Below are 16,422 nucleotides of genomic sequence, written 5' to 3'. Positions count from 1 at the left end.
CCCAACCCCCCGCTACCACCCCAGCACGCTCCTACCCGGGTTCCTACCGGGCACGCTCCTACCGGGCACGCTCCGAAAGCGCCAACCCCCGCACCAACTCGATCAGCTCCGCCGGATCGAACGGCTTGGTGAGATAGGCGTCCACCCCGATCCCCCTGCTCCGCCGCCGATCGTCGTCCTGCGCCCGAGCAGTGATCATCACCACCTTGATCCCACTCGTCCCCTCATCCCCCCGCAACCGCGCCGCCGTCGCCCACCCGTCCAGCCGCGGCATCATCACATCCAAAGTCACCACATCGGGCCGCACATCGAGCACCCGATCCAGGCAATCCTGCCCATCACTCGCCGTCTCGACCTCGAACCCCTCCAGCGTCAGATTGACCGCTATGAGCTGCCGGATGACCTCATCATCATCCACCACCAGTACCCGCCCAAGATGCTCGCCCACGGCGGCGACACTAGCCCCTCCCCAGGCCACCCTGTGCGTTTTTCAAGGGACTTCTGACCCCGGAGATATCATGGTGCCGAGCGCCGCCCAGGTACTGGTAGCCTGGTTCCGCAACGCGCCCCCTTAGCTCAGGGGATAGAGCACCGGCCTCCGGAGCCGGGTGCGTAGGTTCGAATCCTACAGGGGGCACACGATCTGACCGGCGGTCTTGGCCGCTGACCAGGACGGACAGCACAGGTACGGGCGGGCCTCCAGTCCCACGGAGTCCCGCCCGTTCTCGTTGTGAATCACTGGTTCTGGACCAGTTGTGGACCGGCCTCACGACCCTCGGCCGCACCGACGAAGCCCGCCTCCGCGCCCGCCACCTCAAAACCCGCCTCGACACCCTTGGCCTGGAATGTTCGCCGGAAACACGCGACCTGCTCAGCCGAATGAGCACTGCCCCCAGCCCAAGCCCTGACTACCAGTTCTATTGACATCAACCGCTGGGGCGTACGCGGCAACCACCATCAGGACCGGATCACCAGGCATTTTGCCTACAACAGAGCACGCCGGGCCCAGCACCACCGCCGTATCAGAGTCGCCATCGCCACCATCCGTTCGACGCGGACCTCCCGCCTGCCCGCCGGCATTCCAACCCCGCTCACTCATCGGAACGCTGAGGAGGCATGGCTCACTCGTGCATGCAGCAGGCACATTTCCCCAGCGCTCGCCTAACCGGCTCACGAGCCCCACGCCTCGCCCGTGCCACGACACGGCTGCGCACATGAATCCTGCTGAAACGGCGACTGGAGCAACTGTGCTGCTGGGCTAAACGGACCCATCCATCCACGCATAGGCCTATCGCACGTATGTTTGCCTTGACCTTTGCCCTACCTGCGCGTACAAGCTCCATATAGGGGTTGGTCACCTAGCGGGGAGGAATCCATGGCGACAGGTACGGCGGGAGGCCTCCTGGATGACCCTCACGCTCAGTCGGTCTTCAAGCATGAGATCCTTCGACAATACCTGCCGCCATTCATTGCCATGCCTGGGAGCACGGCAGTAGGCAAGCAGGTCGTAGTGCTTGATGGATTCGCTGGACGTGGTCGTTATCCAGACGGTAGCCCCGGGTCGGCGGAACTGATCTTGAGAGCCATGCGCAGCTTCCAGAACTCTCGAAATGTTTTCGGGTTTTTCGTGGAGAAAGATCAAGCACTTTACGCGAACCTCAGCGGCGTAGTGGAGGAATACTCCAGCCAAGGGCTAAGTGCCCGAGCCTTCGCAGGATCGGTAGAGGATCATCTGGACATAGTGATCCGGCAGGCAGCCCCTTCCCCTTTGCTTCTATTTCTTGATCCCTGCGGTGCTGGACTGCCCTTCGATCGGCTGGTGCAAGTCCTCGTAGGACCTCGCCGAGCAGCGAGGCCGCAGACCGAGGTGCTTCTCAACTTCAGTGCTGACCTTACGCGCCGTGCTGCCGGGGTTGTGGCGGGCGAAGGCTGCGCGCCGCGGACTGCCCGATCGCGCAGGAGATGTCGTCCTCTGGTAGCCGTTCGGCGCGGACCTGCTACATGATCGGGCCTATTGCAGCGCCTCGTGATCGGGATGTGTACAAGGCCTCACGGCTTTGTCGGTGGACAGTGCGCCGGGCAGGCGGCACAGCCATCGGGCTGCGGGATGAATCCATCCGCGCTAGATCCGTGGCTCCGGTGGGGGAGCGCGGGCGGTCGCCACGGTGCAGTCAACAACCGCCGTCGCGAGCTACCCAGCAGGCCTCGCGGCTTTGTTGATAGCTTGGCTCAAACGCGCCCGTCATGTCGGCCATCGCTCTTACCGCTGGCTCAATGCGCCTAGCGACCCTGCGTGACCGTGGCCTGCCCACCGCACGCCTGAGCGGATGGCCGTTCATGACTGCGCCGCCATCTCGGGGATCACCTTGGAGCTACCCGATCTACAAGCGACGACGACCGCGTGCCGCCTGGGGAGAGAAGGGCGTCGGCTTGACAGATGCCAGGATCGTTCACTGCCTCACCCGCACCGCATCCGATAGTGGCCCAAAGTGACGGGCCGGTGACCGTAACGTGATCGGCGTGGTCATTGACGGCCATTGAGGCCCTGTGCACTATGGAGCTTGCATAGAAGACGATCTATGCAGGCGTGCTTCTATACCGCTACATATCAACGCGGCGAGCGCTGATCGTGACGGTACCCGCACCATAGTCGCGCGTCTAGCATCGCACTTCGCCCGGACCATCCGCCGGGCGCCCGATCGCAATTGCACGTGGACGGGAGCATGCATGCCGACCTCGAATGACGCCGGCTCGGACGACCCGCCGCAGCCTGAGCAGGGGCCTCCATCGCGACGGTCTCTGCTCGGTAGCGCGCTTTGGTCGGGCGCGGGGCTGGCGACCGCCGGAACGTTACCGCTGTCGCAGCCCATGCTGTTACCCCGGTCGGCGCACGCCGCCGCGTCCTTCACTCCGCCGCCCGAGAGCGGGGGTGTGGACGATGGCTCGCTGCCGGACTTCACCCGCGGCTCGGCGGCACTCACGCCCGACAAGACCGTCACCAGCGCATGCCAGTTCTGCAACAGCGCCTGCGGGCTCACCGTGCAACTGAAGGCCGGGCGGGTCATCGGCATCTCCGGCCGCACCGATGATCCGGTCCAAGATGGCAACCTGTGCGTCAAGGGGCCGATGATGACCGAGCTGCTGTACAACCCGCTGCGGCTGACCACCCCGCTGCGCCGGGTCGGAGGGGCCAAAGGCGACCCCGCCTCCAGGTTCGAGTCCGTGTCCTGGGACCAGGCGCTGGATTTGATCGCGGACCGGTTCCTGCGCCTGCGCGACCAAGGCGAGGCCCGCGCCATCGCCAACCGCACCACCGGCCGCCAGCCTCGGGGCACCGGGTCCCTGGTACACCGGCTGTTCACGCTGCTGGGCAGCCCCAACGACTCCGACGTGGGCCCAGTCTGCAACGACGGCGGCGGCAACGCCCTGGCCGCCACCTTCGGGCTGGGATATTTCACCAACGGCTACGGCATCGACGGCGCCACCGGTAAGGAGGATCTTGGTGCGGCCCGCTACCTGCTGTTGCTGGGCACCAACCAGGCCGAGACCCATCCGGTGACCTACGCCCACCTGCTGCGTGCGCGCCGCCGTACCGGCGCCCGCCTGGTGGTGGTCGACCCGCGGCAGACCCCGACCAGCGCCTTCGCCGACGAATGGGTCGCTCCCAAGCCGCACACCGACTTCGCCCTCGTCCTCGGCATGCTGCACGAGATCATTACCAGGAACCTGTACGACAAGGCGTTCGTGACCCGCTGGGTCCTCGGCTTCCAAGAGCTGCGCGAGCACCTGATCGCCAAGCGGTACACCGCGACGTGGGCCGCCGGGGTCACCGGTGTCCCGGCCGCCACCATCCGTCGCCTCGCGGTCGAGTACGCCACGGCCGAACCGGCCGCGATCTTCTGCAACGCCGGGATCTCCCACCAGCTCGGCGCCTTCGACACCTACCGGGCCATCGCCATGCTGGCCGCGGTGACCGGCAACATCGGCGTCCCCGGCGGGGGCTGCAATTTCATGCACAACACCTGGCCCGGCGGCCTGGGCCTGCCCCCGCTCACGGTGGACACCCCCACTCCGGGGCCCGCGCTGCCGGTCGGCCCGGACGCCTTCGCTGAGGCCATCCTCACCGGCCGCCCCTACAAACTGCGCGCGGTGGTCACCGAGGGCAACCCGCTGCTGGCATCGGCCAACACAGCCAAGGTCCGCCGAGCGTTCGCCGAGCTCGACTTCTACGTCTACACCGGCCTGTTCATGGAGGAGGCCGCCTATTACGCCGATGTGATCCTGCCGGTGTGCAGCGGCCTGGAGTTCGAGGGCGTCTACATGCGCCGCGACGACCGGGCCATCCGCTGGCAGGACGCCGCCGCGCCCAGGGTCGGTCACTCCCGGCCTGACCCTGAGGTGTGGATCGGCCTGGCGCACGCTCTGGCCCGCCGTGACCGCGTCAAACCGGCCTCGTACTGGCGGGACGCCTTCCCCGAGGCATGGCTGGACTATAAGAATCTGTGGGCCGCTTTTATCGCGCACACCCCCAGCGCCGCGGGCATGACCCGCGAGCGGATGCGCCGCCGCGCCGAACCGCTGCGCTGGCCGTGCCCGAGCACGAGCCACCCCGGGGTGAGCACCCTGTACCTGGACCACCCCTCCTGGTACCAGGCCGCCGCCGCGCTGGACCCGGCCAACGCCGGCAAGCGGTTCCTGACCCCCAGCGGCAAGGTGGAGATCTACACGCCCGCCCTGCACGCCCGCCTCGAACCCAGCGGGCATGGCGCGCTGCCGGTCTTCTTCACCCATCCCGAGGTCACCGGAGCCCACCCCACCATCGCCTACCAGGACACCTTCATCACCAACCCGGTCTACCCCCAGGCGCTCACCCACCCGGTGCGCATCGGTGTTCCGGGTGATGGCGAGGTGCACAAGCGTTTTCCGCTGATGGGCATGACCGGCCGCCCGAGTGTGGCGCACTTCGCCAGTGTCACGCACTGGACGTTCACCGGCATGCGACTGAACGGCGTCCGCCTGGCGCAGATCCACCCCGACACGGCGCGCCGCTACGGCATCGCGGACGGCGACACGATCGTGGTGGAAAGCCCGCGGGGGTCGGTCCGTGCGACCGCGTCGCTGGATCGGGGTATCCGGACGGACACGATCTTCCTGCCCAACACCTTCGGACCCGCGCAGCAGGTGGGGGACGTGTTCGGTGATCCGCGGTATGAGCCCGCCAACGCCCTGGTCGATGACGCGTTCTATGACAACCTGTCCGGCCAGCAGGCGTACAAGTGCTTCGCCTGCCGGATCCGAAAGGCGGACTGAGAGCGCACAGCGGGTATCGGACCCGGTTCAAGGCTGAAGGCACGGCCTCGAACCGAGCCCGATCGTCTGGCTGGAAGCCGGAAGTGGCTCCCAGGCTCTAATTGGACGTGCTGGTAGGGCGATGCAACGGAACCAGCGAGTCACACAGCCGCTTCAACTGCTCGATGTCGTGCGAGACGACAAGCAGCGTACGGTGGCCGCGTAGGCTCTGAAGCGTCTCCTCGACTTCGGCGGCCGATGCCTCGTCAAGGGCGCTGGTCGGTTCGTCCAGCAGAATCACTTCGGGATCGAGCGCCAGCGCGCGGGCCAGCGCGAGTCGCTGGCGTTGCCCGACCGAGAGTTCGGCGGCCGGTGCGTTCAGCCGGTCGCGGACCTCGTCCCATAGTCCGACCTCGGCCAGTGCCTCCTCGGCGCGCTTGCGTAGCTGATTGGCGGGAGCCCTGACGACATGCCGCAGCCCGAACAGCGTGTTACCGATGATGCCGTCGGGGAACATCACGGCGATCTGCGGCACGAGCACCGCCCGCGTGCGGAGTTCGGCGAGTGCTGACGGCCGCTGCCGCAGTACGTCGACTCCGAGAACGCGAATCACACCCTCGGCGTCCAACCCATCGGGCAGCAGGCCGACGAGAGCGCGTAGCATCGTCGACTTGCCCACGCCCGACGGGCCGTACAGGCCGATGACCTCGCCATGCGGTACGGCGAACGACGCCGGGCCGACCAGCGGATGCCGCCCCTTGTTGTCCTTTGTCCTCTTCGGGCTTCTCTTTGAGACGGTGAGATCCCGGATCGCGATGGCATTCACACGCGCTCCTTCTCCAGACGCCGACGGATCGGCATGCTCACGATGAGCAGCAGGGCGATGATGATGATCAGGACGGTGGCTGCGCCCCAGGCGGCGCGGATGGCCGCGGGATCCGCGGCATCCTGCGCCAGGTTGAAGACGTGCGTCGGGAGACTCACCACGGGAGCGTCGACGACGCCCGCCGGCATTCCGCCGGCACCGCTGAAAACGGTCGCGGCGAACAGCAGCGGCGCGGTCTCGCCCGCCGCGCGGGCCAGCCCGAGTAGGAGGCCGGTGACCAGCGCCGGGCGAGTGTAGGGAAGCAACACCGAACGGACCACCTGCGAGCGGCGCAATCCGAGCGCACGCGCCGTCTCCAGCCGTTCCCTGGGCAGTCGGCCGATCTGCGCGGTGACGGCCAGCGCCACGATGGGGGTGGCGACGAGCCCGAGCAGAAACGTCCCGGCCAACCAGCTCTTCCCCCATCCGAGTGCCGATCCGAAGAACCAGAACCCGGCCAGGCCGAGCACGATCGAAGGGATACCGCCGAGTGTCAACGTGGCCGTGCGCATCCAGCCGGCCACCCTGGGGGTCGCGTACTCGCCTATCAACAGCGCGAGCGTGAGCCCGGCGGCCGCCGCCATGACACCCGCGGTTGCGACCAGAAGGAGTGTGCCGATGATCTGATCGCGCACCCCGCCACCACTCGCGCCCGCTGCGGGCGTCGCCCAGAAGCCCGGGTCGAGGGCCGGAGTGCCTCGCTCCAGGACGACCACCGCGATGCCCACGGCCAGCAGGATCGGCAGGGCCAGGGCCGTGCGAAGCGACGCGACGCCCAGTCGATCACGCGCGCCGCGATGCCGCCGCGCGCGGGGCGGGAACCGTGTCCTCCCGCCTCGCCGATCGAGCCGTCTTGACTGTGCCAGCAGGGTCAACCCGGCGATGACGCACATCAGCACGGCGCCCAGCGCGCACAGTGTCGCCCAATGGGTGCCGCTCGTCCCGGCGAGCAGGGGCTCGGGACCCCCGAGTTTGGTGGTGAGGGTCTGTCCCGGCTGCAGTATAGAGCGCAGCAGGCCGTTCACCGTGCTCGCCAGTGGCCCGTCCGCACGCCCGATGACCAGGAAGACCGCCACCGTCTCGCCCAGCGCACGCGCCAGGCCCAGTACCGCCCCTGCCAACATCCCGCCCCGTGCCTGCGGAAACACCGCAGAACCGATCACCTCGACGCGGGATAGCCCCAGCGCCGCCCCGGTCTCGCGAACCGAGTCGGGTACGTCGGCGAGCGCGTCCACCGACACCGACACCACTGTCGGGAGGACCATTACGCTCAGCACCAGAGCGGCGGCCAGCAGGCTGTCTCCGCCGGTCACCCCGAACAGCCGGCTCATCAGGCCGCGCAGCAACACGACGCCCAGGAGCCCGTAGACGATGGACGGGACCGCGGCGAGCATCTCCACCGCCATGCGCAGCGTCCGGCGATGCCGCGCAGGTGTCAGCTCGTGTAAGCCCAGCGCCGCTGCCCACCCGATCGGCACCGCGACCGCAAGCGCAAGAAGGCTGACCACGGCGGTGCCCCAGATCATGGGCAACACGCCGAACAGCGACTGCTGCGGGCTCCAGACGCCGGAGGTGACCAATGCCCACCAGTCGACCGGGCCGGATGTCACACCGCTGATCAGGAACGCGCAAAGCATGGCGCCACTCGCTCCCACGAGCGCCGCACCGCCACCCACCACGATCGGCACCCAGCCCGATCGCCGTGGCCTGACGCCCCGCAATGCGGACAGAGGGCGAAGTCCAGGGCACTGACCCTCTTTGTGTGTCGACGTGATCATCGCTTACCGAGCTGAGCCAGGTTCAGATAGCCATGCTGCGTGACCACCTTCTGCCCCTCGGCCGACAGCACACGGTCGATGAAGGTGCGAGCGTTCCCCTGCGGGCTGCCATTCGTGATCAGGAACAGTGGCCGAGCCAGGGGATACTTGCCGCTCACGATGTTCTGCGGGGTGAGCGGCACATCGTCTACCGCGACGAGGGCCAGTTCCTTGGAACCTTCCACGAAGGCAGCCGAAAGTGGCGCCACCGACCCTTCGGTGGTACGGAGCTTGGTGCGGGTCTCCTCGTTTCCGCCGACGATCGCGTAGCGGCCGTTGGGCTGGACCGGAGGCGGGGTAGCGGCTTCCTCATAGAGGTACTTGTCGAGGACCTCGCGAGTCCCACGCCCCGGCTCTTTGTCGTACACATAAACTGGCAGATCAGGGCCACCGAACTCCTTCCAGCTCGCCGCCTTCCCCTCGAAGATCCGCGCGAGCTGAGTCCGAGTGAGCGAAGTCACCCCACTGTCGTGGACGCTCTTACGCACGACGATGCCGACCGCATCCCGGCCGATCTCGGTGGCCACCAAGTTGATACCCGGGAACCGCTTTCTATCGGCATCTGCGAGAGGCTTCGAGCTCATGGCGATATCGATCTGGCCTGCGCCGAGCTGAGAAATTCCCCCGGCCGACCCGCCCTGCGTGTCGATCGTGACCTCCATTCCCTGGCTACGCAGCACGTCGGCGACATCGGCCGCGACGGGGTTGACTGTCGTGGAGCCGCTGACCCGAAGAACGTTTCTGCGCTTGCCGTCTTTCCCGGTACAGGCCGCGCTTGCGAGGCACAGCAGGAGGGCGGCGCCGAGCGCGGCGAGCCTGGTCAGGCCTCTTCCGGCCTGCCACAGATGCGGTTGGTTCATTGATTTACCTTCCGTGATACGAGCGGCCGACATCATCAGGGGAACCCTTCTCCGCCGGCCCCGTAATCGGCCGAAAGAAGGACCCGCTGCACTGCGATCAAGGAATGGCAGTGAATGCTGCCGACCTGAACCTGCGCGTACGTGTTGGAGTGTCCGCGCGAAATCGAAGGGATCGGGTAGGACAGCGAGCTTCAGTGGGAAGCTGTGCTCAGCCGTCAGGTAGTGGGCTTTGGTGACACTACAGCGAGGGGGTCGCGAATGGCGGCGGGAGAGTGGATCTTCTGCTGCTTCGCCTACAGCTCGTCATGGACGGGAGTACTCGCCTGCGCGATGGCATCGCCCGCTCCAGGATCGAACTCTTCCCGGCCGTCGAAGATCAGCAGGATGCCCGTGGATGCCTACCAAGCCGCCATTACGCATTCTCGCGGAGGGCCTCGAGTCGCCAGAACGCCAGGATGGGTTTGGACACACAGCTCGGATTTCGGAACGGCGCGCCCGCCGGTGACATCGCGTCGAGCCGTTGCCACATAGTGCCACCACGCACAGACTCAGCCGATCCAATGCCTGGAGCAAGTGTCCCATCAGTCGCTCCCGGATCCGCTGATCGCCTGAGATGATGGTCCGACCTACGGCAAGAGCGGACATGGTGGTCAGAAGCCATGGACCCGTCCCAGCGTTGCCCGTGTGGACCTCGCCGTCGGGCGTCCACATCGCACGTCCAGACGGTTCCATTTCGATGGTGCTCGCCGCCCCGCCCGAGGCCGCCTCGACGTGCCCGAGCGGCTCGACAGTTCTGGTGATGAAGCGGTTTGTGCAGCTCTTCGAGCCGTGCACCTCTATGGCGGCGCCGGCCTCCCCGATTGGCGTGATCTCTAACTCATTCAGCGAAACCCTCGGGTCGGCGGTGATGGTCACTATGTTCCTACTTCCTGCATGCCTGGCCAAAGACCTACGTCCTGTTTGCCTGGCCTGCAGAGTCGTTCAGCGGCTAGGGGGTCATGGCTCAGGTGTCGACATATGTCCATGTACGCGATATTTCCGATTTGGGGATCATTGCGACACAGGCGACACCAAGGCAACAGACGTCGTCGCGCCGAATGAGGCCTTTTCGCCACACGCATGAAGCGCTACCAACAGTTAGCGCAGCATCGAACGCTGCTGTCAACCATCAAATCCACCGAAGGTCTGACACAAGCCGCGAATCCCTGGCTCATCCACTCGCTAGTACGGTCCACTCTGGTCAAACGTGAAGGCTTTTGCATGACCGCGAGCGATTCGAGACCATGAAGCCGGCCGGCCTCCGTGTTCAGGGTTGGCTATACTCACCCCAAATCGGGAAAAAATGTGATAAATCAGGAGTAATGGTGGGTTTTATGTTGTGACGGGCTATGATCACCGCAGACCCGCCAACCTGCCTTCAACAGGGAGGAAGGCTGCCACTCCGTCTACAAGCTGAGTCGCTAGGGCACCACCACGAAGCGAGCCGCAGTTCGATGTCCCTCGCCTCGCGACCGCGATAACGCGTGCGCAACTCCCAACTCGGCCATAGCCTGCCGGTGCCTACGCACCACGACCGATCTTCGGTATGGGCATCATTCTCTGGTAAGTGAATAGGAGAAAGGGGTGCGAGTCACCTTTAGGTGGAAGGAGTGCTGTGACGGATCGGCATAAGCTGTGTCATGCGGTTTCGCGAGTCAGTCGGTCGGCCTCGACGAATCGTTGCCCGTTGTTGCGTGCAATGAAGAGTACGATATTTGGCGAGGTGCGCCAGCCCCATTCCAGCCGACGGCGAACGAATCCACGCTTCGGCCGTGGTGGCGACATCCGAGGGGCGTCCCTATCTCCTGGCACGGCCCGGCGTGGACACTTTCACCGGCGGGCTCGCCCGTACGGCCGCCTACCGCAACATGAAGCCGTACGTAGGCAAGCGGCGGTCATCGTCGGGGCGGGCAAAACTGGTGAAGATCGGCTACGAAGTCGCCGAGGTCGCCACCATCATGCCGGCCTCTCGGCGTCGGCCACTGTTCGTGAGCAGTGTCGCTGGTGGGCGCGGCATCCACCACTGGTCCGTCGCCACGGGACTCGATCCCGCTCATCCGAGCATGTCGTTGGCGCCCTTGCCGCCTACACACACGGCATCCATATCTGGACGGCGATCCTATTTGACGAGGTCCTGACAGGTCAGCCAAGCAAATTTTAATTTGATGCATATCAAACCAGTGGTAAAGGTTCCAGAAGAAGCCATCCGTGAACATTACGATGTACCTACCGAACCGACCATTGCCGTGCTGATGAGCGGCCGAACTGTGCGGCCGGGGGAGCCCGGGGGACGATGAGCGGGAGGGGCCGGTCAGTGAGACCGACGAGCGCCGAGCGGTCCGAGGCGGCGGGCGAGATTCGCCGCGGGTGGCGCATGGTCGGCGTATTGGCGGTGACACAGACCATCGGATACGGCGTGCTCTACTACGCGTTCTCGGTGTTCCTGGACCCGATGCGCCGGGATCTGGGCGCCGATGGCACGCAGGTCGCCGCCGCGTTCACACTCGCCGTCCTCGTCACCGCCGGATGCGCGCCGCTGGTCGGCCGTTGGCTGGACGCCCGCGGTGGGTGCGGGTTGATGACGGCCGGGTCGGTGCTCGGCGCCGCGGCGGTGCTGGCATGGTCCCGAGTGGAGAGTCTGCCGCAGCTCTACGCGGTGTTCGTGGCGATCGGTGTGGCGTCGGCGATGGCGCTGTACGAACCGGCGTTCGCCGTGGTGGTCGCCTGGTTCGACGGCCAACGCCAGGCGAACGCGCTACTGGTCGTCACCATAATCGCCGGCTTCGCCTCCTCTGTCTTCCTGCCGCTGGCCGGTCTGCTCACCCAGGCGTACGGCTGGCGCGAGGCCCTCGTTGTGCTCGCCTTGGGCTACGGGGTGATCGCGATCCCGGCGCACGCCGTCGTGGTCCGCAGGCGGGGCCATGGCCGCGGTACCCGGGCGCACACCGCCGAACGGGCCGCGCTAGTGCACGCCGCCGTCCGGGAACGACCGTTCCGCCTGCTGGCCGCGGCCTTCACCGCGCAGGGCTCGGCCGTTGCGACCATCGGCGTCCTACTGATCACCTACCTCGTTCACCTGGGCCATCGTCCGGTCTTCGCCGCGACCGTCGCCGGGCTGCTCGGCGTGCTGTCCGTGACAGGCCGGCTGGTCACCACCGGCCTGCAACGCCGCCTGCCGGCGGCACTTATCGCTGTGGCGATCTTCGCACTTCAGGGCCTCGCCGTACTGCTGTTGCCGTTTGTCGGACGGCACCCAGCCGGAGCGATCGGCTGTGTGCTGGGGTTCGGCTTGGGCTTCGGCGTGGGCACGATCATCCGGCCGCACCTGCTGGCGGCCCGTTATGGCACCACCGCCTACGGCAGCCTGTCCGGCCGTATTGCGATGTTCACCACCGCTGCCAGGGCGGGGGCCCCGCTGGGCGCAATGGCACTGGCCCAGGTCACAGATTACGGCTGGGTGATGGTGGCGGTGGCCGCCGCCTGCGCGGTGGCGGCGATCGCGCTGCTCTCCTACCATCGAGCTATGATTCGACGGGAGCGAAAGCAGTCCGCCCGTGTTCAGGAGGACCCGCTGTGACCACCACCTCCGTCCAGTGCTGCGCCCCGATCGCCGTCGAGCCGATCGATGAGGTCGCCGCTGCCGAGCTCGCCGTGCTACTCAAGGCCGTCGCGGACCCTGTCCGTCTGCGACTGCTGTCGATGATCGGCTCCCATTCCGCCGGTGAGGTGTGCGTATGCGATCTCACCAGCGCGTTCAACCTCACTGCTCCCACCATCTCCCACCACCTGAAAGTCCTGCGGACCGCAGGTCTGATCGAGTGCGAGCGGCGAGGCACCTGGGTTTACTATTGGATCGTCCCGCAGGCCGTGGCGCGGCTTGGGACTCTGTTCACCCCTCTTGCGCAACCTGCCACTGTATGACCGGCGCGGTGGACGTCCTGGTCATCGGAGCGGGACAAGCGGGGCTCGCCGCTGGCTTCTACCTGCGGCGGGCCAAGGCCAACTTCGCGATCTTGGATGCCCAGCCGCATCCCGGCGGCGCGTGGCGGCACACCTGGCCGTCCCTGCGCCTGTTCTCGCCGGCCTCTTACAGCTCCCTTCCTGGGCGGCTGATGCCCCCGCCTCCCGGCGGCGGCTACCCGAGTGCGGCCGACACCGTTGACTATCTGGCCGACTACGAACGCCGCTACGCGTTGCCGGTGCACCGCCCAGTCCTCGTCTCGGCCGTACGGCGTGGCGACGTCGGGCTGGTCGCCGAGACCGACCGTGGGATATGGCGGGCGAAGGTGGTGATCAGTGCCACCGGTACCTGGTGGCGTCCGTACATTCCTCATTATCCGGGCATCGGGAAATTCGCCGGCCGTCAGCTGCACACCGCCGACTACCGCGGTCCGGAGAGCCTGGCCGGACGGAAAGTGGTCATCGTCGGCGGCGGCAATTCAGCGGCACAGATCCTCGCCGAGGTATCCACCGTCGCGATGACCACTTGGGTCACGCGGCGGCCACCTCGGCTGATCAGAGACGAGGTGGACGGCAAGGCTCTGTTCGAACTGGCCACTCGCCACTACCAGGCCACCCGCGAGGGTCATGACGTCCCGGCGATCGCCGACCTGGGCGACATCGTGGCCGTTCCGCCCGTACGGCAGGCGCGTGATCGTGGTGCCCTGAAATCCGAACCAATGTTCAGTCACATCATTCCGGTCGGCGTCGCCTGGTCCGATGGCTCCGAATCGGCGTGCGACGTCATCTGCTGGTGCACCGGATTCCGATCTGCCTTGAGCCATCTCGCTCCACTGCGGCTGCGCGGCTCTGACGGCCGGATCGCCGTCGACGGCACCAGGGCATCAGGAGAGCCGCGACTTCATCTCCTCGGCTATGGAGACTGGACCGGCCCCGCCTCGGCGACCCTCATCGGCGTAGGGCGCACCGCTCGCGAGGCGGTGGCGGAGACCACACGGCAGCTCGGCTGACCGTCTTCCGCAGGGTTGAGCCTGCTCCCCTTTGACGGACACCAACGATGTGGTGGTCAGGCCGCGTGGGCGGCCTCGAAGTCGGCAGGGCTACGGTAACCCAGACTGCTGTGCAGCCGGTGCAGGTTGTACCAGCCCTCGATGAACTCGAAGACCGCACTACGGGCCGCGGCCCGGGTCGGCCAGAACCGGCCGTCCAAAAGCTCGCCCTTGATCGTGGCGAAGAACGACTCGGCCACCGCGTTGTCCCAGCACTGCCCCCGCCGCCCGACCGACAACCGCACCCCCAGCCGATCGGCCAAAGCGGCGAACGCGGCACTGGTGTACTGGCACCACGGTCGGAGTGAAAGATCACCGGCCCGGCCGGACGACGGCGAACGTAGGCCTGCCGCAACGCATCGGCCACCAGATCGGTACGCAGATGATCGGCCGCCGCCCAGCCCACCACCCGCCGCGAGGCGATGTCGATCACCGTGGCCGGATACAACCACCCCTGCCCGGTGGCGATGTAGGTGACATCCCCGCACCAGCGGGCATCGACCGCCGAGGCATCCGGAGCGAAGTCCCGGCCGATCAGATCCGCCCGGACATGCGCGTGCGGGTCCGCGACAGTCGTCCGCCGCCCGCGCCGCCGATGCCGCCCGGCCAAGCCCAGCACGCGCATCAGCCGGGCCACCCGCCGACGGCCGCACCGCCGGCCATCGTGACGCAGAGCGGCATGGACCCGCAGCGCGCCGTAAGTGCCCCGTGAGCGGGCGTGCACCTCGGCGATCCGCCCGGCCAGCTCCACGTCGCGGACCGCACGCGGCCCAGGGACGGCCACGCGACGGGCGTAGAAGGCGGCACGGGAGACTCCCAGCAGCTCACACGCCCGCTTGACGCTGTGACCGCCCTGCTTCTCCGCCTCGATGAACGGATCCACGCTCACCGGGTCGGGTTCACGAAGAAAGCCGTCGCCCGCTTGAGGACCTCGACGTCCTCGCGCAGCCGCCGGTGCTCCCGCCGCAACGCCGCCGGTTCCTCCCGCTCACCGCTGGTCAGCCCATCCCGCTCACCCGCGTCGATCTCGGCCTGGCGCACCCACTGCCGCACCGAGGTCTCGGTCAGATCGAAATCTCTGGCCACCTCACTGATCGGCCGATCCCCCCGCCGGCACAACTCGACGATCTCCGCCCTGAACTCCGGTGTGAACGACCGCCGCGGACGCGGCTTCTTCTTCCCCATGCTCTCCATCATGGACATCCTCCCGGGGACGAACCCCTGATCTCAGATGTCCGCCAAACCGGAGCAAGCCTCAAGGCCGGGTAGTTGAGGTTTCTGGCCTGCCGGCAAGAGGTTAAGGGGAGTCGTGGTTGCGGTGTAGATACCGTGGCCGATCTTGCGGATGAGACCGCGTTCGGCCCCGCGAGACAGCTGCCGGTACATCGTGTTCAGGGTGATGTCGCCGAGATAAAGGGCGATGTCGCGAGGGTGCCAGCGCCGCCCATGGCGCGCCAGTGGCTGTAGGGCCAGAGATGCTGGAGGTCTGCCCCTCCGGTTGGTTGTCGGCTGTGGCGGCTGGCCGGCGTGAGGCTGATGGCGGCCCAGGCCGCGGTGACGGTACGGCTGAGCTTGACCCGGTGTCCCCTGATGCCAATAGTCACGAGCGCGACGAGGACGACGCGTTTACGGGGCGATGGGCGTGGAGCCGCGCCGGGCGCCTGTGTGGGCGGGTGGGCGGCGGTGGATGGTCAAGGCAGCCGCACGCTGACCGTCTCGGCCTTGGCGTAATCGGCCCCCAGGCACTACCCATTTAAGTTCAGTACATAATCTGCCGACGGCCGCTGCGGAAAATGGTTTGCCCGCCTCGCCCCTTCGCCCCCTCGTCCGCCAAACTGATCTATTGCGCTGCCGCTGCGCGGCTGAAACAATGTGGTCACCGACTTCGGGTCGTCGACCCGAACAGTTCGGGCATACGTCAGTGACAGCGAGGCGTGTCAGTAAGGGCAGCCGGGGTGTGCCCGAGTCGAGAGCGGACGACAATATATTGATATCGGCGTTCTTTCACCTTCGGACGGGCACTATATTCATTTTCAGACGGGCACTCGGCGCCCGCTCGGCAAAGCGGTTCGGCTTCGTCACCTTCATCAGCGATCACGCGGCGAGAGTCGCCACGGTACTGAACGAACAAGAAATCCGCGGCTTCCGCATTCATGTGGCACATCTCTGAGGTGTCTACGGCTTTGCGCTTGCGGGCGCGCGGTTCCGGGCCATGGGGAAGGGATTACCGTGCTGGCGTTGGATGAACTGCGTGCCTTGCTGGAGGACGCACAGCGGGAAGGTGTACTGAATCTGCCTGCTAGGGCGTTGGGCCCGTGGTGGGAGCCGGTGAGCGGGCTGTGGGCCGGGGACGGCCTGCGGGTGGAGCGGCTGGACGGTGGTGATCCGGCGCGGCTCTCGGTGCGTGGGTTCGCGGCGCCGGCTGAGCGGGGTGCGACGCCTGCGGCGGTGTCCCTGGAATTCGGTGCCCTGGATGGCGAGGTGGCCGGCGTCTTCCTGACGGTGGACGGCATAGAACCGGGGATGCCTGCGGCGTGGGTGGC

Annotated in this window: 13 protein-coding genes, 1 tRNA gene and 1 pseudogene; 7 read left to right on the top strand and 8 right to left on the bottom strand. The window is 66.8% G+C overall.

Annotated features, from left to right (window positions below):
* Nucleotides 1-58: 58 nt before the first annotated feature.
* The gene (locus tag C1I98_RS19485; protein WP_111168873.1) at nt 59-448 is read right to left on the bottom strand and encodes a response regulator transcription factor; all 390 of its coding nucleotides are present in this window, start codon (nt 446-448) and stop codon (nt 59-61) included.
* A gap of 117 nt (nt 449-565) precedes the next feature.
* Between C1I98_RS19485 and C1I98_RS19480 the strand changes: the two genes are divergently transcribed.
* The 3 genes from C1I98_RS19480 to C1I98_RS19470 all read left to right on the top strand — a co-directional run bounded on the left by C1I98_RS19480 (nt 566) and on the right by C1I98_RS19470 (nt 5,310).
* A tRNA-Arg gene (locus C1I98_RS19480) sits at nt 566-637 on the top strand.
* Between the two features lie 738 nt (nt 638-1,375).
* A complete protein-coding gene (tcmP, locus tag C1I98_RS45690; protein WP_111168872.1) occupies nt 1,376-2,005 on the top strand; it encodes a three-Cys-motif partner protein TcmP in 630 nt (209 codons plus the stop codon).
* An 863-nt stretch (nt 2,006-2,868) separates the two neighbouring features.
* Nucleotides 2,869-5,310 (top strand): molybdopterin-containing oxidoreductase family protein, encoded by a 2,442-nt coding sequence (locus C1I98_RS19470; RefSeq protein ID WP_111168871.1) that lies wholly within the window; start codon nt 2,869-2,871, stop codon nt 5,308-5,310.
* 97 nt (nt 5,311-5,407) lie between these two features.
* Here C1I98_RS19470 and C1I98_RS19465 read toward each other — a convergent pair whose 3' ends face one another.
* The 4 genes from C1I98_RS19465 to C1I98_RS45685 form a co-directional block, all read right to left on the bottom strand.
* Nucleotides 5,408-6,115: an ATP-binding cassette domain-containing protein gene (locus C1I98_RS19465; RefSeq protein ID WP_111168870.1), complete on the bottom strand. Its 708-nt coding sequence runs from the start codon at nt 6,113-6,115 to the stop codon at nt 5,408-5,410.
* On the bottom strand, nt 6,112-7,842 hold the full coding sequence (locus tag C1I98_RS19460) for an ABC transporter permease subunit (protein ID WP_199537053.1): 1,731 nt from the start codon (nt 7,840-7,842) through the stop codon (nt 6,112-6,114). The genes C1I98_RS19465 and C1I98_RS19460 overlap by 4 nt, the downstream gene beginning before the upstream one ends.
* A gap of 86 nt (nt 7,843-7,928) precedes the next feature.
* On the bottom strand, nt 7,929-8,831 hold the full coding sequence (locus tag C1I98_RS19455; RefSeq protein ID WP_111168868.1) for a phosphate ABC transporter substrate-binding protein: 903 nt from the start codon (nt 8,829-8,831) through the stop codon (nt 7,929-7,931).
* A gap of 303 nt (nt 8,832-9,134) precedes the next feature.
* Entirely contained in the window at nt 9,135-9,665 is a 531-nt protein-coding gene (locus tag C1I98_RS45685) for a carboxyvinyltransferase (RefSeq protein ID WP_368773532.1), read from the bottom strand.
* A 1,519-nt stretch (nt 9,666-11,184) separates the two neighbouring features.
* On the opposite strand from C1I98_RS45685, the gene C1I98_RS19445 reads away from it, so the two are divergent.
* From C1I98_RS19445 to C1I98_RS19435, 3 genes are read left to right on the top strand one after another with little or no spacing between them, the layout of a single operon-like run.
* The gene (locus tag C1I98_RS19445; protein WP_233508002.1) at nt 11,185-12,447 is read left to right on the top strand and encodes an MFS transporter; all 1,263 of its coding nucleotides are present in this window, start codon (nt 11,185-11,187) and stop codon (nt 12,445-12,447) included.
* Entirely contained in the window at nt 12,444-12,791 is a 348-nt protein-coding gene (locus tag C1I98_RS19440; protein ID WP_111168866.1) for an ArsR/SmtB family transcription factor, read from the top strand. Before C1I98_RS19445 ends, C1I98_RS19440 begins: the two co-directional genes overlap by 4 nt.
* The gene (locus C1I98_RS19435) at nt 12,788-13,840 is read left to right on the top strand and encodes an ArsO family NAD(P)H-dependent flavin-containing monooxygenase (RefSeq protein WP_111168865.1); all 1,053 of its coding nucleotides are present in this window, start codon (nt 12,788-12,790) and stop codon (nt 13,838-13,840) included. The genes C1I98_RS19440 and C1I98_RS19435 overlap by 4 nt, the downstream gene beginning before the upstream one ends.
* Before the next feature lie 56 nt (nt 13,841-13,896).
* On the opposite strand, the gene C1I98_RS41525 is transcribed toward C1I98_RS19435, so the two are convergent.
* The 3 genes and pseudogenes from C1I98_RS41525 to C1I98_RS19420 all read right to left on the bottom strand — a co-directional run bounded on the left by C1I98_RS41525 (nt 13,897) and on the right by C1I98_RS19420 (nt 15,076).
* Nucleotides 13,897-14,142, bottom strand: a complete 246-nt coding sequence (locus tag C1I98_RS41525) for an integrase core domain-containing protein (protein WP_158558101.1) — start codon at nt 14,140-14,142, stop codon at nt 13,897-13,899.
* A gap of 38 nt (nt 14,143-14,180) precedes the next feature.
* Nucleotides 14,181-14,762, bottom strand: a pseudogene (locus tag C1I98_RS45680) (IS3 family transposase); the annotation flags it as partial.
* Between the two features lie 2 nt (nt 14,763-14,764).
* Nucleotides 14,765-15,076, bottom strand: coding sequence for a transposase (locus tag C1I98_RS19420; protein WP_438672097.1), 312 nt, complete (start codon nt 15,074-15,076; stop codon nt 14,765-14,767).
* A 1,032-nt stretch (nt 15,077-16,108) separates the two neighbouring features.
* Between C1I98_RS19420 and C1I98_RS19415 the strand changes: the two genes are divergently transcribed.
* A partial coding sequence (locus C1I98_RS19415) for a hypothetical protein (RefSeq protein WP_146607522.1) occupies nt 16,109-16,422 on the top strand: 314 nt, incomplete at its 3' end.

The sequence above is a fragment of the Spongiactinospora gelatinilytica genome, from assembly GCF_003236385.1.
Lineage (GTDB): Bacteria > Actinomycetota > Actinomycetes > Streptosporangiales > Streptosporangiaceae > Spongiactinospora > Spongiactinospora gelatinilytica.
Note: the sequence above shows the minus strand (reverse complement) of the source record. Positions and strands in the feature narration are given on the sequence as shown.

Bases quoted from the DNA above. Each gene is read 5' to 3' on its own strand.
- tcmP (WP_111168872.1), top strand. From the start codon at position 1,376: ATGGCGACAGGTACGGCGGGAGGCCTCCTGGATGACCCTCACGCTCAG.
- C1I98_RS19470 (WP_111168871.1), top strand. From the start codon at position 2,869: ATGCTGTTACCCCGGTCGGCGCACGCCGCCGCGTCCTTCACTCCGCCG.
- C1I98_RS19455 (WP_111168868.1), bottom strand. From the start codon at position 8,831: ATGAACCAACCGCATCTGTGGCAGGCCGGAAGAGGCCTGACCAGGCTC.
- C1I98_RS19435 (WP_111168865.1), top strand. From the start codon at position 12,788: ATGACCGGCGCGGTGGACGTCCTGGTCATCGGAGCGGGACAAGCGGGG.
- C1I98_RS19420 (WP_438672097.1), bottom strand. From the start codon at position 15,076: ATGATGGAGAGCATGGGGAAGAAGAAGCCGCGTCCGCGGCGGTCGTTC.